At 66.3% G+C, this 15,576-nt stretch carries 15 protein-coding genes; 6 read left to right on the top strand and 9 right to left on the bottom strand.

Annotation, left to right across the window (positions count from 1 at the left end; translation table 11 throughout):
- Window positions 1–267: 267 nt before the first annotated feature.
- Complete coding sequence (locus ACSE4D_RS16380) at window positions 268–462, top strand: hypothetical protein (RefSeq protein WP_135541240.1); 195 nt, start codon at window positions 268–270, stop codon at window positions 460–462.
- Window positions 463–531: 69 nt separating this feature from the next.
- Here the strand turns inward: ACSE4D_RS16380 and ACSE4D_RS16375 are convergent, their stop codons facing one another.
- Complete coding sequence (locus ACSE4D_RS16375) at window positions 532–1,875, bottom strand: class I SAM-dependent RNA methyltransferase (RefSeq protein ID WP_135541242.1); 1,344 nt, start codon at window positions 1,873–1,875, stop codon at window positions 532–534.
- A 7-nt stretch (window positions 1,876–1,882) separates the two neighbouring features.
- On the bottom strand, window positions 1,883–3,787 hold the full coding sequence (locus ACSE4D_RS16370; RefSeq protein ID WP_425119592.1) for an APC family permease: 1,905 nt from the start codon (window positions 3,785–3,787) through the stop codon (window positions 1,883–1,885).
- Window positions 3,788–3,923: 136 nt separating this feature from the next.
- On the opposite strand from ACSE4D_RS16370, the gene ACSE4D_RS16365 reads away from it, so the two are divergent.
- Entirely contained in the window at window positions 3,924–4,598 is a 675-nt protein-coding gene (locus ACSE4D_RS16365; RefSeq protein WP_425119593.1) for a potassium channel family protein, read from the top strand.
- Window positions 4,595–5,272, top strand: a complete 678-nt coding sequence (locus ACSE4D_RS16360) for a potassium channel family protein (protein ID WP_425119594.1) — start codon at window positions 4,595–4,597, stop codon at window positions 5,270–5,272. The genes ACSE4D_RS16365 and ACSE4D_RS16360 overlap by 4 nt, the downstream gene beginning before the upstream one ends.
- Window positions 5,273–5,346: 74 nt before the next feature.
- Here the strand turns inward: ACSE4D_RS16360 and ACSE4D_RS16355 are convergent, their stop codons facing one another.
- From ACSE4D_RS16355 to dut, 3 genes are read right to left on the bottom strand one after another with little or no spacing between them, the layout of a single operon-like run.
- On the bottom strand, window positions 5,347–5,724 hold the full coding sequence (locus ACSE4D_RS16355; RefSeq protein WP_425119595.1) for an OB-fold nucleic acid binding domain-containing protein: 378 nt from the start codon (window positions 5,722–5,724) through the stop codon (window positions 5,347–5,349).
- A gap of 6 nt (window positions 5,725–5,730) precedes the next feature.
- Complete coding sequence (locus ACSE4D_RS16350; RefSeq protein ID WP_425119596.1) at window positions 5,731–6,543, bottom strand: DUF3710 domain-containing protein; 813 nt, start codon at window positions 6,541–6,543, stop codon at window positions 5,731–5,733.
- 6 nt (window positions 6,544–6,549) lie between these two features.
- Complete coding sequence (dut, locus tag ACSE4D_RS16345; RefSeq protein WP_425119597.1) at window positions 6,550–7,023, bottom strand: dUTP diphosphatase; 474 nt, start codon at window positions 7,021–7,023, stop codon at window positions 6,550–6,552.
- A 64-nt stretch (window positions 7,024–7,087) separates the two neighbouring features.
- On the opposite strand from dut, the gene ACSE4D_RS16340 reads away from it, so the two are divergent.
- Window positions 7,088–7,543, top strand: a complete 456-nt coding sequence (locus ACSE4D_RS16340) for a DUF3093 domain-containing protein (RefSeq protein ID WP_135541256.1) — start codon at window positions 7,088–7,090, stop codon at window positions 7,541–7,543.
- 95 nt (window positions 7,544–7,638) lie between these two features.
- On the opposite strand, the gene ACSE4D_RS16335 is transcribed toward ACSE4D_RS16340, so the two are convergent.
- The gene (locus ACSE4D_RS16335) at window positions 7,639–7,938 is read right to left on the bottom strand and encodes a DUF4193 domain-containing protein (protein WP_135541258.1); all 300 of its coding nucleotides are present in this window, start codon (window positions 7,936–7,938) and stop codon (window positions 7,639–7,641) included.
- 284 nt (window positions 7,939–8,222) lie between these two features.
- Here ACSE4D_RS16335 and ACSE4D_RS16330 point away from each other — a divergent pair, with 284 nt between their 5' ends.
- Window positions 8,223–8,450 (top strand): hypothetical protein, encoded by a 228-nt coding sequence (locus ACSE4D_RS16330; protein WP_135541260.1) that lies wholly within the window; start codon window positions 8,223–8,225, stop codon window positions 8,448–8,450.
- Between the two features lie 64 nt (window positions 8,451–8,514).
- On the opposite strand, the gene ACSE4D_RS16325 is transcribed toward ACSE4D_RS16330, so the two are convergent.
- Complete coding sequence (locus ACSE4D_RS16325) at window positions 8,515–9,627, bottom strand: ferrochelatase (RefSeq protein WP_425119598.1); 1,113 nt, start codon at window positions 9,625–9,627, stop codon at window positions 8,515–8,517.
- A 258-nt stretch (window positions 9,628–9,885) separates the two neighbouring features.
- Here ACSE4D_RS16325 and sepH point away from each other — a divergent pair, with 258 nt between their 5' ends.
- The gene (gene sepH, locus ACSE4D_RS16320) at window positions 9,886–11,010 is read left to right on the top strand and encodes a septation protein SepH (protein WP_425119599.1); all 1,125 of its coding nucleotides are present in this window, start codon (window positions 9,886–9,888) and stop codon (window positions 11,008–11,010) included.
- Here the strand turns inward: sepH and cydC are convergent.
- Complete coding sequence (gene cydC / locus ACSE4D_RS16315) at window positions 10,985–14,545, bottom strand: thiol reductant ABC exporter subunit CydC (protein WP_425119600.1); 3,561 nt, start codon at window positions 14,543–14,545, stop codon at window positions 10,985–10,987. The genes sepH and cydC overlap by 26 nt on opposite strands.
- The gene (cydB, locus tag ACSE4D_RS16310) at window positions 14,542–15,564 is read right to left on the bottom strand and encodes a cytochrome d ubiquinol oxidase subunit II (protein ID WP_135541268.1); all 1,023 of its coding nucleotides are present in this window, start codon (window positions 15,562–15,564) and stop codon (window positions 14,542–14,544) included. Before cydB ends, cydC begins: the two co-directional genes overlap by 4 nt.
- Window positions 15,565–15,576: the final 12 nt, after the last annotated feature.

Below are 15,576 nucleotides of genomic sequence, written 5' to 3'. Positions count from 1 at the left end.
CCGTTCCGAGTCTGCGGGCAGGCCCTTGCGCCGCGCACCGATTTACGCGACACATATGTTTCCAAAAGTATCTTGACGTCAAGATAAATTCTATCTCATTCGAGGGGCTTTGACCACTGTGGCACACGGAGGTTCGAACCCTCCGGTCGGGTTTTCCCCTCACTCATCTGCGGTCATCACCAGGGACGCCGCCGTGGCGCGGTGCCTAATGTGAGAACCGCGTCGAGGACATCGTCGCATACTCGCATCAGCACCGAGGAGACCCCCATGGACCCGTTCACGCTCGGCGCCGGATTCGGCTTCGGCGCACTGCTCGTCGGCATCATCTTCGCCGTGATCTGCAATTCCTTCGCCAGGGAGAAGGGCCGATCCGCCGGCTGGTGGGGACTGTGGGGATTCCTCACGACGTTCATCGCCCTCATCGTCCTCGTGCTCCTCCCCCGCCGGACCCCGGCCGGATGATCCCTCGCCGAGGCGGCTCCACCACTGACCGCGGCCCTCATCGAGGCGGCGCTGCCGGGGACGTCGACCTCACCTCCGGAGGACGGTGACCGTCTCCAGGTGTGAGGTGAGCGGGAAGAGATCGAAGCCGGTGAGGCTCTCGATCGCGAATCCCCCGCCGGTCAGCTGCGCGAGGTCGCGGGCCAGCGTCGCCGGGTCGCAGGAGACATAGACCAGAGTCCGCGCCGAGGATCCGATGAGCGCCGAGGTCACCGCCTTCCCTGCCCCTGCCCGCGGCGGGTCGAGGATGATGACATCGGATTCGGGCAGGCGGGCCCGATCGACGTCGAGGGTGAGGAACCGGGCGTCGAGATCGGCGGCGTTCGCACGTGCGTGCTCGATCGCCGGTCCGACCCCTTCGACTCCGAACAGCGGTGCTCCCGTCGCCCGTGCCGCGGAGATGCCGAGCAGACCGACTCCGCAGTAGAGGTCGGTGAGCGACTTCACTCGGTCGGGCAGCGCGGCGCTGACTTCCGCGCTGAGCAGTTCGGCCGCATCCCGGTGCACCTGCCAGAACCCGTCGGCGGCGACGGTGAAGTCCCGTCCCGCGACCGTCTCGGTGAGGTTCCGGCGGCCGCGGACGATGGTGAGCTCGGCGGGAGGACGCCTGCGGCCGCGTCCGCGCCCCCTGCGCTTGCCGTGATCGGGCCCGGCCGCCTCGGCGAGCAGAGAGAAGGAAGCGGGCAGCCACGCGTCGATCTCGGCGAGGACCTCAGCGGTGGGGCGCCCGCGGACGATGAGTGCTCCATGGTCTCCGGACCAAGCGAATTCGAGCCTGCGTGCCCCCGGTGCACGCAGCGCTGCGATGTCGAGGTCGTGGAGCGCTCCGGCGGCCAACGGCGGAGTGTTCACGGGAATGACATCGTGTGAACGGGACGCGAGCATTCCCGGCCGGCCCTCGGCGTCGACGGCCAGTTGGACGCGGGTGCGCCAGTCGGTGCCGTCGGTCTCGTGCGGTGCCGGCCGGACCTCGACCTGCCGATCGATGTGGCCGATGCGCGCCAGCTGGTCGGTGAGCACTTCGGCTTTGAGGGTCCGCGAATGGGCGATGTCGACATGTGCGTATTCCATGCCGCCGAAGCCGGTCGCTGCTTCGTCGGCGGCACCGGCCGGACCGCCGGCCTGTCCGTCGAACCGGTAGGCGGCACGACGGTCAGCGACACGGTGGGGTGAGGCTTCGAGCACCTCGGTGACTTCGGCGCGGAGGAATCTCGCGGCCGGTCCCGCGGCGGTGCGTGCCCGGACCCTCTCACCGGGCAGGGCACCCGAGACGAACACGACCTGTCCGTCGTGGCGGGCGATGGAGGTGCCTCCGGCTGCCGGGGACTCGATGTCGAGGGTGAGATCCTGGGCGGGAACCGATGTGTCGCTCATGAGTGTTCTATGCCTGCCTGTACAGAGAGGGGTCGGGGCCGTCTCCGCCGTATTGGCGGGAGAACGACCTCAGCCGCCACGGCACGGAGACCACGACGACGTTGGGGACGAGGAGCAGGCGGGTGCGCAGCTTGAGCGCGACCTGGTTGTGCAGGATATGCTCCCACCAGCGGCCGACGACGAACTGCGGGATGTAGACGATGACGAGATCTCGCGGAGACCGCCTGCGGATGGCGAGGATGTGCGCAAGCATCGGACGGACGAGTTCGCGGTACGGCGAGCCGAGGACCGTCAGCGGCACCGGCAGCTCCATCGCGTTCCACCGCTTCTGCAGATCGGCTGCGGCATCCTCATCGACGGCCACGGTGACGGCCTCGAGCTGGCTCGACCGTGTGACTCGGGCATAGGAGAGGGCGCGCATGGTGGGTTTGTCGATCTCGCTGACGACGACGATGGCGTGTGTGTTCGACGGGATGGTCCGCGAATTCACATCGGCGTCCGGGGCGAGCTCCCGGGCCACGCGGGAGTAGTGGCGGTGGATGGCACCCATGATGAGGTAGAGACCGGCCATCGCGAACACGGCCAACCAGGCACCGGCGAGGAACTTCGAGACGATGACGACGAAGAGGACTCCGGCGGCCAGCACGCACCCGACTCCGTTGACGGCCCGGTTGAAGTGCATCCGCATCCGGGTCTTCGAGTCGATGACCAAGCGCAGCCGCTTTCGCCAGTGCAGGACCATGCCCGCCTGTCCGAGGACGAAGCTGGCGAAGACCCCGACGAGGTAGAGCTGAATGAGCATCGTCGCCGAGGCGCTCGTGGCGATGACGAGGACGATCGCGGCCCCCGCGAGCAGGAGGATGCCGTTGGAGAAGGTGAGCCGGTCACCCTTCGTCGCCAGCTGTCGGGGCAGGAATTCGTCGCGCGCCAATCGGGAGGCCAGTCCCGGGAAGCCTTCGACGGCGGTGTTCGCGGCGGCGATGAGCACGAGGGCGGTGATGAGCACGACGATGTAGAACATCACGGGTGCGTTATCGAAGATCGCATGTGCAAGCTGAGCGAGCACGGGTTCCTGCTCGTATTCGGCACTGATCGGGCTGCCGTCGCCGCGGACGAGGTAGAGGTGCGGGTCGTCGACGTATTTGATGCCGGTGGCCGAGGCCAGGTAGGTCAGCCCGGTGAGCATGAGGGCGGCGAGCAGGCCGGACAGCAGCAGGGTGTTGCCGGCGTTCTTGCCGCGCGGCTTCTTGAACGCCGGCACCGCGTTGGCTACGGTCTGGACACCGGCCAGGGCAACGGCTCCCGAGGAGAAGGCGCGGAGCACGATGAGGACCGTGGCCAGTCCGAGGGTCGCCTGGTCGCCGACGCTGCCGTGGACGACCGTGTAGTCGGCGGTCTGGGCGTGCGGGGTGTCGCCGAAGCCGACCCTGATGAGGCCCACGCACATGGTGAGGAACACGGCGCCGAGGAACAGGTAGGTCGGCACGGCCAGGAGCATCGGCGTCGCCCGGGATCCACGCAGGCCCGCGAGGCAGATGAGCAGGATGCCGACGATCGCCACCGGCACCCGATAGGGCGCGAGCGGCGGGAAGGCCGTCGTGATGTACGCGGCGAACACCGTCATCGATACGGCCAGGGTGAGCACATAGTCGACGAGCAGGGCCGCGGCGACGACGAGCCCGGCACCGGAGCCGAGGTTCTTCGAGGCCACCTCGTAGTCGCCTCCGCCGGAGGGGTAGGCCCTGACATTGATGCGATAGCAGGCGACGATCACGAGGATGACGATGCCCACGGCCACGCCGATCCACGGGGCCACCGTCAGGGCCACGAGTGAGGTCAGCGACAGTGCCAACAGGATCTCATCGGGAGCGTAGGCCACCGATGAGAGCATGTCGGAGGCGAAGACGGGCATTGCGATGCGCTTCTTCAGCGCCGGCGCACGCCTGTCCTCACTGCGGAAGGGCCGTCCAACGAGTAGTCTTTTGACGGCATCAGAAAAACTGCTGGCCACGGCAACCAATGGTAGATCACTGCGGAGAGGAAAACCGATGCACTTCGTGATTATGGGCTGCGGCCGGGTCGGGGCCTCCCTGGCCAAAGCCCTTGATGCGAATGGACACTCCGTCGCGGTCGTCGATCGGAACCCGGACGCGTTCCTCAAACTCGGTCGCGATTTCAGCGGTTCGACGATCACCGGCATCGGCTTCGACCGAGAGACCCTGTCCCAGGCGAAGACTGCCGAGGCCTTCGCCTTCGCTGCGGTCTCGAGCGGGGACAATTCGAACATCCTCGCCGCGCGTGTCGCCCGCGAGACCTTCGCGGTGACGAATGTCGCGGCCCGCATCTACGACCCGGCTCGTGCGCAGGTCTTCGAACGCCTCGGCATCCCGACCGTGCCGACGGTGCGGTGGACGGCTGAGCAGGTGATGCGCAAGCTCGTCCCGCAGGGTTCGATCACCGAATACCGTGAGCCTTCGGGCAATCTCGTCCTCGCCGAGGTGCATCTCGATCCCGGTTGGGTGGCCCGCCCGATCAAAGAGATCGAATCACGGACGAAGGCACGGGTCGCCTACGTCACCCGCTTGTCCGAGGGCATCGTCGCTCACGAAGATCTGCTCATCCAGGACGGGGATCTCGTCCATCTCATGTGTCCGGTCGACCGCCTCGGCGAGATCGAGCGGATCCTCGATCAGCCCGTGGCAACCGTGGAGGAAGAACAATGAGGGTCGTCATCGCCGGAGCCGGTTCCGTCGGTCGTTCGGTCGCCAGGGAGCTCATCGACAAGGATCATTCCGTTCTGCTCATCGATCAGAACAAGGACGCTCTCGGGCTGGAGCGGATCCCCGGAGCCGAATGGCTGCTCTCCGACGCGTGTGAGCTCGCCGGCCTGGCCGAGGCGGGGCTCGAGGAAGCCGATGTCGTCGTGGCCGCGACCGGAGACGACAAGACGAACCTCGTGCTCTCGCTGTTGGCGAAGACCGAGTTCGGGGTGCCCCGGACGGTGTCGCGGGTGAATAATCCGAAGAACGAATGGCTCTTCGACGACAACTGGGGCGTCGATGTGGCGGTGTCGACTCCGCGACTGATGACCGCTCTCGTCGAGGAGGCGGTGGAGGTCGGCGGACTCGTCCACCTCATGAGCTTCGAACGCGGCCAGGCGGGTCTGCTCGAGTTCACGGTGCATGAGAACGCCGCGCTCGTGGCCGAACGCATCGGCGGGATCACGTTCCCGCTGGATACGGTGTTGGTGGCGATCATCCGCAATTCGCGAGCGTTCGCTCCGAGTGCCGATGACGTCATCGAGGCCGGGGACGAACTGTTCTTCCTCTCCTCCCCCGATCAGGAAGGCGCGCTGCTCGAGCTGCTGCGGGCGACGGCGGCGTCGACCGAGGACTGAGACAATCGGCTGGGAACTGAGCTGGCCGTCCGAGTTGTGGCCGGCCCAGTCGTCCGGTCCGTCTCGAGGCTGGGTCAGTCGTCCGAGTCGTCGCGTGTCTGCAGCAGTTCGTAGACGGGGTTGTGCGCGGTCAGCACACCGTCTTTGCCGCAGAATCGGCCCTCGAGGACGACCAGTGCGCCGGGTCGGATGCCGCTGATCTCCCGACGTCCGAGGAACTGGGCGCGGGCTTCACCGGTGCCGTCGGCCACGGTGATGTCGAGACGGGGGCTGTCGCCGCTGCACGACTGGGTGGTGGCTGAGACGACTCCGGCGATGCGCGAGGTCTTCCGAGCCTCCAAGTCTTCGACCGGGACGGCTCCGGGGATCTGGCTGACGAAGCGCAGATCGGCGCGGGCTTCGGCATCGCGGGAGCCGAAGTCACGCACGAGGCGGCTGATGAGATCCAGCATCCCGGTTCAGCGGACCTCTGTGATCTCGGGACCGCGCTCGAACGGGTTGAGCTCGTCCTCGTCCTTCTCCTCCTCGTCGTCGTTTCCGACCTGCGGCGCGGTGAGGGCGATGAGTTCTCTGGGAGCCATGGCTTCTTCACCGCGGTCGACGACGACTCCGCGCAGGAGAGCGGAGAGTTCGGCGCGGATCTCATCATCGGTCACGGCCTTGCCGGAGAACACGGCGCGGATGAACCAGCGCGGTCCGTCGACGCCGGCGAAGCGCATGGCGCGTTTGCCGGGGCGACCCGATTCCGTCTTCGCGGGGACCTCGATCGCCAGTTCCTTCCCGAGCGAGGTATGCAGCTCGGTCGATTCTCCGCCCTGACCGGTCACGGACTCGGCGAGCTGCTGGCGCACGGTGTTCCACAGTCCTTCGGAGCGTGGCGTCGCGAACGCCTGGAGCTGGATTCCTCCACCGTCGTGGATGAGAGTGACGGCGAGGACGCGCTGCGAATCATCGTCGGTGTCCAGTCGCACCTGCATGCCGTCGACGACGGGCACCTTGAGGGCGCCGAGGTCGAGGCGATCGTGCTCCGGGTAGTCCTCGGAGATGTCGAACGGTCCCTTCTCGGACCGGTCGAAGGGTGCGGACTTCTCCAGCAGCGCCTCTTCTTCGTCGAGGTCTTCCTCCGGCTCTCCGTCCTCGGTTTCGAGGTCGGTCGCCTCGGTGTCTTCGGCGGTGAGTTCCTCTTCTTCTTCGTCGTCGACGGCTTCTTCTGCGCGGACATCGTCATCGGTCGTCGGTGTGGTCTTCTTGAACCGGGAGAACAGTCCCATGAGTCCTCACTTCTCCTTTTCGCTGAGGCCGGCGTCGATACCGCCGGTGGAGCCGAATCCGCCGGCTCCGCGGTCACTGGCGTCAAGGGTGTCGACGATCTCGAAGTCAGCCTGTGCCACTGCTTGGATCACGAGTTGGGCGATGCGGTCACCCCGGGCGATGCGCAGCGGGGTCTTCGCGTCGAGGTTGATGAGCGGCACCTTGATCTCGCCGCGGTATCCGGAATCGATGGTTCCGGGCGCATTGACGATGGTGACCCCATGCTTGCTCGACAGTCCCGAGCGCGGGTGGACGAACGCCGCATAGCCTTCGGGCACGGCGATCGCTATTCCCGTCGGCACCACACGGCGTTCGAAGGGTTCGAGGACGAAGTCGACGGTCGAGCGCAGGTCGGCTCCGGCGTCGCCCGCGTGCGCGTAGGCGGGGGCGTTCATGCCCGCGTCGAGGAGCTGGAGGTTGATCTTCAGGGTTTCCGTCACAAAGATGCACTCTAACGCTCCAGCCTGAGCGCGGCCAAACTTTTCGCTGTGGGACAATGGGGACATGGCAACAACGCAATCCGGCACCCAGGTGATCTTCCAGGAGAAACTCCGTCCGTCGATCGGCATGTGGTTCTTCATCGTGGTGGCCGCGGCATCGACCGCGCTCATGGTCGCCCCCGTCTGGCCCGTGGGCACCATCATCCTGCCCATCATCAGCTTCGCCCTCTTGGCATGGTGGCTGACCTCCCTGACCGTGACGATCATCGTCACGGAGCAGCAGCTGTTCGTCGGCGAGGCCCATATCGACCGGAAGTTCGTTCCGAGTGCGCAGGCCTTCGACGGCGAGGCGGCCCGCCAGGCCCGCGGCGTCGACCTCGATGCGCGAGCATTCCTCAAGATCCGCCCCTGGGCGAAGGCGGTCGTGCGGATCGATCTCGATGACGATTCGGACCCCACTCCCTACTGGCTCGTGTCCACGCGCCGCGCCGACGATCTCGCTGCGGCCCTCAACGGCTGAACGGACTGCAGGCATCTCATCTGCCGCAGAGTCAGAAATACGCAACGCGCCCTTCATTGCGAAGGGCGCGTTGCGTATATCTGGAGAGAAGCGAATCAGCCTGCACAGTCCGTGCAGATCGGCACGCCGCCCTCTTCGGTCGCAAGCTGCGAACGATGGCGGACCAAGAAGCATTCCATGCAGGTGAACTCGTCGTTCTGTTTGGGGAGAACACGAACGGAGAGCTCTTCGTTCGACAGGTCCGCGCCCGGAAGTTCGAAGCCTTCGGCGACCGCGGTCTCGTCTTCATCGATCTTGCTTGCCTGCGCCTGTGAGCGCTGAGCCTTGAGCTGTTCGATCGAATCGCTCTTGATCTCATCGTCTTGCTTGCGAGGTGCGTCGTAGTCTGTTGCCATATGGCCTCATCGCTCTCTGTCCAGGGGGTGCCGAAGAGGATCATCGTATCCTCCGCGTGACGTGTCCCCAGCATTGTGCACTGTATGCTTGCCGTTGGCAAGATGGAATGCGTACCCTATACGGTGATTCTCATCACCAGTTTGTCGACACATGTCGATCACACATAGAGTTCTCGAGAAGCTCTGCAAGAATGCTTGTGATGGACAGCACCGACAGTCCGCTCTGCCGGTAGAACACCGGGTTCGTCCCCACCGGAGGCGACCCCAGGAAGGACGGATCCACAATGAGTGAATTCGCTGATCAGCTCGATACTCGAATCGATGATGTCCGTCATCGCATTCACGAGGCCCGGTCCGCCGGTGACGACTTCCTCGTCGAAAATCTCATCGACGACCTGCAGAACCTCATGGAACTCGCCGATCGCAACGACGTCGATACCGGACCTATCGCCGAGGTGATCCAGGCCGAGACGGGCGCTCTGCCCGTCATCCCGAGCCCGGAAGACGCCTGAGGATCTGAGAACGAAGAACCCTCCCCCACCGAATCGGTGAGGGAGGGTTCTTCATGTTCTGGAATCAGTTCGCGTGCGCCCAGTTCGGGACCGTGGCGCGTTCGATACGACCGCGACAGCACTCGATGCTGCACGCTCCGCTGCCGGGCACCAGCGCCACCGTTCCGGGCAGCGCGGGGGCTTCGACCTCTTCACCGCGCAGCTGTGCGACTCGCTCCATGACGAGGTCGACGAGACCGGACACGAACGCTTCATGAGTGCCGACGGTGGCGGCGCGGGTGAACGCGAACCCGAGTTCGTCCGCAGTCTCCTTCGCTTCGGTGTCGAGGTCGAATGCGACCTCCATATGGTCGGAGATGAAGCCGATGGGCACGAGCACGACACCGCTGACCCCCTCCTCGGCGAGTTCGGCCATCCGGTCGTTGACGTCTGGTTCGAGCCAGGGCACCTCCGGCGAGCCCGACCGGGAGCAGTAGACGAGTTCGGCGGGAATGCGCTCGGATTCGTCCATGCGACCCATGAGGTGGTCCATGAGCTCTTCGTGCTGGGCGAGGTAGCCGTTCGTCGTCGCCGCCGACGCATCCTGCATGACGTTCGGAATCGAGTGGGTGACGAAGAGAATACGGTGTTCGGCCGCGTCGAGCTCACCGACCTGCTTCTTGAAGTCCGTCAGGGCCTGCCTCAGGCAGGCGGCACAGGCGTCGGCATAGCCGGGATGGTTGTAGAACTGGCGGATCTTGTCGATCGAGACTGTGAGCCCCTCCCCGGCGAGCGTGTCGATCGTCTCCGCGAAGTCCTCACGGTACTGCCGGCATGAGGAGTACGAGGAGTAGGCGGAGGTGTCGATGGAGAGGAACGAGGAGGCACCGTTCTGGGCGAGGGCGCGCACCTCATCGGTGAGATAAGGATCCCAGTTGCGGTTGCCCCAGATCAGCGGGGTGTCGATTCCGCGGCGGTCGAGTTCGGCCCGCAGCGCGGCGAGCAGAGCCTTGTTCTGGTCGTTGATCGGGGACTTGCCTCCGAAGCCGAAGTAGTGCTCCCCCACCTCCTCGAGTCGCTCCTCCGGGATCCCGCGGCCGGCGGTGACGTTGCGGAGGAAGGGAACCACTTCTTCTGGGGCCTCGGGTCCTCCGAATGACATGAGGATCAGGGCATCGATGGGTGCAGTCTTATTCACGGTTTCGATTTTACAGGCTGTAGAGCGTCTCGGCCCGATGTCCGCAGAGTGAGCGCGCCCCACTCACGGAGCAGACGCCGCGCCGGCGCGGCCCGCCTCGCCGGCGGCAAGTGACGCTCCTGCGTGTCAGAATTCACAGTTTCACCCGCACGGATCCCGAACCGGCCCGTGATTTCGCGACTCGCGTGCAAATCTGCCCGGCGCGAGAGGCCGAACGTGACACGATTCAGATGAGACGCGACAAAGGAGCTTAAGGCAATGCGTGAACTGATCTTGAACGGAGTCGACGCAGATGGCACCCATCTGCTGTTGAACGACGAGAACGGGCTTCAGTACCGAGTCGTCCTCGACGAGGCTCTCACCGCCGCGGTGCGCAGGGAACGCACCCCATCCAAGTCCGATGCTCCCGTACGGCCCAAGGACATCCAGGCCATGATCCGCGGCGGCATGGACGCCGAAGAGGTCGCCGCCTCCACCGGCGCCGACATCGACTACGTGCGCACCTATGAGAGCCCGGCCATGGCCGAACGCGAACGTACCGCCTACCTGGCCAGTCGTCATCCGATCTACTCCGATCACGATCCCAACGGTGATCCGACCCCGCTCATCGAGCTGTGCCGGGAACGTCTGGCGATGCGCGACGTCAACATCGACACGATGGAATGGGACTCCTGGAAGCAGCAGGACGGCAACTGGTACGTCCAGCTCACCTTCACTGCCGCCGACCGCGTCCGCACCGCGAGCTGGCACTACTACCGCCGCTCGCTGACCCCGATCGACGACGAAGCCAAATGGCTCGCCGATTCCGGTCCGACCGACACCGGCCCGATCCCGAACTATGGGTCCGGAGCCGAACGGCAGGTCACCACCGAGGAGGTCGACGTCTTCCCGCAGTCGGGCGCGTCTGAGTCGATCGCCTCAGACGGACCCGTGCGGCCGACGGCCGGTTCGGCGCCGTCCCAGCAGGCCCGCGACCACCAGGCCGAGACCGGGCGGATCCTGGAGAACCTGCGCAAGCGTCGCCATCATGAGGCGGAGGAGGAGCCGCGCACTCGTCTGCGTGCGGTCACCGAGGATCCTGAGACGCACCCCCAGGGCGCTCACACTGCTCCCGGCCAGCCCGAGGCTGCCACCGATGATGAGGTCTTCGCTTTCGAAGATCCCGCACCGGCGGAAGACGACCCGCAGGAGCCGACCGAGAAGGTCGGCGTCTTCGACGACGAGAATCAGCTGTCCCTGCTCAATGAGCCCGGTGTCAGCGACCACTCCGATCAGCACAAGGATGCGTCTGCGGCCAAGGAAGCGAAGCCGAAGGCGAAGAAGAACTCCCGCGCGTCGATCCCGAGCTGGGACGAGATCATGTTCGGCTCGAAGCGGGACTGACTTCGGCCCTGCCGTCTTCCGGGGCGTTCCGGCCCAGATCGACGACCGTGTCCCCGACGTTGATGAGTCGACGGTCGTGAGTGACGATGACGACGGTGCGTTCCACGAGGCTCCTGCGCAGATCGTCGATGAGGTCCCTCGCGGTCTCATCGTCGAGGTGTGCCGTCGGTTCGTCGAGGACGATGACACCGGCTCCGGTGAGCAGGGTCCTCGCCACCGCAAGGCGCTGTCGCTGACCTCCGGAGACTTCCGTACCGTGATCGCCGACCCAGCGGTCGAGGCCGGCGGCATCAGCCCATTCGCCCAGCCCTGCGGCACGCAGAGCCTCGAACATCTCCGCGTCAGCGGGCAGGCTCGGCCGGGCCAGCGCCAGGTTGCCGCGCACGGTGGAGCGGAAGACGTGCGCTTCCTGCGGACACCAGGCTAACTGCCCGACCAGGTCTTCGGGTGAGCGCGTGAGCATATCGTGGCCCTCACCCTCGCTGTCGCGGGCGGTATAGGACCCGGACCAGGGGTCGAGGAATCGCAGCAGCACGCTCAGACTCGTCGTCTTCCCGGTGCCGCTGTCTCCGCACAGAACGGTCCAGCTGCCGCGTTCGGCCTGCAGACGAAGTCCCTCGAGCACCGCCTGCTCATCCCACCCCACGGTGATTCCGTCGAGTTCGAGTGACTCGATTCCCGCCCGAGCGCTCACGGTCCGCGATGGCGCTGCCGATGATTCTGCGTCTGCGGTGTCGTCCTCGCGCTCCGGCTCTGAAGCCCGCGGCTGCCGGGCCCTCGTGCCGCGCTGTGCAGCCGGCAGCGCGTCGAGTGCCGCGGCCAGTCCCGGCAGCTGCCGGAATGCCTCGAGTGCGGAGGCGAACACGTCGTTGAGCCCGAGCGCCATGAGGGTCAGGACTGCGAGGATCTCCGTCGGAGTCTCCGACGTCACTGCCAGCACCAGAGCTGTGGCGAAGGTACTCAGCTGCAGCCATACCTGGGCCAGTCCGAAATTCCGTGCCGAGGCGGCCTGTTTCGCGGCCAGTCTCTTCTCCGAGGCGGCCAGCAGGCCGAGGACGCGGTCATCGGCCCCATTCGTATGCAGATCGTCTTTGGCGCTCAGCGCCCTGGTGAGCAGGGAGAGGATCCGGTTGTGGTCATCGCGGATGCCGCGTGCCAGTCTGCTCTCGGCACGGATGACGATGATCGGGACGATGATGAGATCGATCCCGGCGAGCAGCAGGATCCACGGCAGCGCGCCGAAGTCGAGCAGGGCTGCGGTGATGCTCACACCGATGACGACCATCGCGGACACGAGCGGCGGGAACAGGGTGCGTGGGACGAGGTCGCGCACATCGTCGGCGTCGGCGACCATGGCCCGCAGGGCGGAGTCCGAGGTGCGCAGTCTCCGGTCGCTCATGCCCACGGATTCGAAATGCTCCCACACGGTGGTGCGGAGTCGGGTGAGCGCGGCGAAGATCGCCGAGTGCAGCCGCAGGCGACTGACATAGAGGAGCACTGAACGGCTGAGGCCGAAGAACCGGACACCGACGATGGCGACCATGAGCAGCATGATCGGCGGCTGGTACGAGGCTTCGACGATGAGCCAGGCCGAGACCGCGGTCAGGGCGATGGCCGCCAGGCTCGAGGCACAGGCCGTGAGGGCGGCGAGCAGCATCGACGGAGTGAACAGCGGCAGGCTCGAGGAGAGGATCGACCATCGCCTCCGCAGCGCAGCCGGCCACGGTTCCGAGGCGGGCGGGATTTCCGAAGCAGACTCCTCGCCGAGTTCTGAGTCGGGCTCCGAACCGCGCTTCGAGACCGCCTCCCCTGCGGACTCCGGTCCCCGCGAGGACGAGGATTCACTGACGCCGTCGCCACCGGCGCAGACCGCCTGCGGCGAATCCTGGATGCTCGCGTCCGCTTCGGCGACCGTACCTCTGGCACCGGTGCGCACGTGCGCCTGCGCTTCGGCATCTGTTCTCTCTGCCGCCGGGGTCTTCTCCGGGCGGATCTCGGTCTCGGCCAGAGCGCGAACCCGCTCGTCATGGCTGGCCAGGACGACACGATGGGTGGCGGCCGCCTCGGCGATCATGGCGATGACGATTTCGGCATTGTCGGCGTCGAGGTGCGCGGTCGGTTCGTCGAGGACGAGGATATCGGCTCCCCCGCCGAGGCGGTGCAGCACCCGCACCAACGCGAGACGACGCTGCTGGCCGGGGCTGAGCGCGGCCGTCTGGGTGGACAGTTCCGTGGGCAGACCGGCGGCGGCCAAGGCGGCCCGTGCCTGTTCACGATCGAGTCCGAACAGGCCGAGTTCGGCACCGATGGTGGCGGAGAACATCCGCGGCGCCTGCGGCACATAGGCCGCAGACACAGGTGCGACGGTGGTCCGGGCCCCGGCGGGCAGGCTGCCGACCAGGGCGCTCAAGACGGTGGTCTTCCCCGCGCCCGAGCGTCCGCTGATCGTGGTCACTCCCGGGGCGGTGTCGATGGTGCCCGACCAGGAGACGAGTGTGCCGTCACCGTAGATGACGTGCTGGCTCGATGACTCGCCGATGGCCGACACCACCTCGCCGGGCACCGGTGCAGCGCCGGGCACCTGTCCCTCGTCACGCACCGGCGTCTCACTCGCCGCCTGTGCTTCGGCAAGCAGCCCCTGCGCCCGTCCGCGAGCTTCGCGCCCGTTCTCGCTGGCATGGAACCCGGAGCCGAGTTCACGCAGAGGGATGAAGCATTCGGGGGCGATGAGGAGGATGAAGAGCCCCGCACTGAGATCCATCGTCCCGTTGACCAGGCGCAGCCCGATGACCACGGCGACCAGCGCCACCGAGATCGTGGCGATGAGCTCGAGCGCCAGGCTCGAGAGGAAGGCGATGCGCAGCGTCGAGAGGTTCGCATCGTGGTAGCGCTGCCCGAGCTCGCGCAGACGGCGCGCATGATCACGGGACCGGCCGAGACCGATGAGGACGGGGAGCCCCTCGGCGAGTTCGGCCAGATGATCGGACAGACGTTCCAGAGCACCGAGCGTCTCACGCGTCGATTCGGCCGTGTACCGACCGATGAGCACCATGAACACGGGCACCAGCGGCAGGCACACGGCGATGATCACCGCCGAGAGCACATCGCTGAAGACGATCCGCACAAGCAGGACGACGGGGACCACGGCGGCGGCGCTGAGCGCGGGCACCACCGTGGTGAAGTAGTCGTCGAGGTCGTCGATGCCGCGGGTGACCGTGACCGCTGTCGTGGTCTTCGGCCGTCCGCGGCCGCGCAGCAGGGTGCCGAGGATCCCCGCGCGCAGATCGCGTTTCGATTCGGCGGCCAGGGAAGCGCCCAGTCGCCTGTCCAGCCACAGCCCGCCGCCGCGCAGCAGCGCACCGAGGATGCCGAGGACCACCCACAGTCCCGGTGCGCTGTGGCCGACGATGGCACGCACGAGCGCTTCGGCGACGAGCACGATCCCTGTTGCCCGCGAGAGCGCGGAGCACACCGAGAGCACGAGTCCCCGCCGACCGTTCGGCAGCTCGAGCAGGATCGACAGGGGTGAGCTCACGACCGGATCGCCACCGGCACCTTGTGTGCTTCGGGGATGTGGGTCTCAGCGATGCGACCGAGGAACATCCGGTAGCTGAAGATCTGATAGCCGATGATCACCGGGAGAATGACCACGGTGACGATGAGCATGACGGTCAGGGTGTAGTCCGAGGACGAGGCCGTGGCCACCGTCAGCGAATTCGCCGCATCGAGCGTCGACGGCAGCACATTCGGGTACGCTCCGGCGAAGACCGAGCCGAGTCCGGTCAGCAGGTAGATCCCGTGGAGGACGAAGGCGCGCTTCTCAGCACCGGCCCGCACCGCGAAGAACGCGGTGATGAGAGTGATGAGCCCGATGAGCACGGGGACGATGAGCCAGGTGCGGTGCGTGACGGACAGAGCGAACCAGATGACGAACGGGATCGCCGCAGGCAGCATGGCACGCGCGGCCCACCGCTGAGCCCGGGCCCGGATCTCTCCCTGCGTCTTGAGTCCGAGGAAGACGAGCCCGTGGACGAGGGTGAACCCGATCCCGCCGAGTCCGCCGAGCAGAGCCGGCCAGGACACCCAGGCGAAGGGACCGCCGACGATGTCACCGTGGCCGTTGAGCGGCAGCCCGGTCGTCGTCATTGCCAACATCGCACCGATGCAGAACGCGGTGACGGCCGAACCGACCGCCATCGCCCAGGTCCAGAACGACTTCCACGCCTGTGTGTGGCCCTTTCCGCGGTACTCGATCGACACGGCACGGAAGATGAGGCCGAGCAGGCACAGGGTGAGCGGAATGTAGAGGGCGGAGAACAGCGAGGCGTACCAATGCGGGAACGCGGCGAACATCGCGCCGGCCGCGGTGATCAGCCACACCTCGTTGCCGTCCCACACGGGACCGATCGAGTTGAGCAGCACGCGTCTGCCGCGTTCGCTGCGGGACAGGAACGGCATCATCATGCCGACGCCGAGGTCGAAGCCGTCGAGGAACATGTAGCCGATCCACAGGACGACGATGAGAACGAACCAGATCGTGGCGAGGATTTCCATCGTGATTCTCCC

This window comes from Brevibacterium sp. FAM 27836 (genome assembly GCF_051351055.1).
In the GTDB taxonomy this organism is placed as follows: Bacteria; Actinomycetota; Actinomycetes; order Actinomycetales; family Brevibacteriaceae; genus Brevibacterium.
Note: the sequence above shows the minus strand (reverse complement) of the source record. Positions and strands in the feature narration are given on the sequence as shown.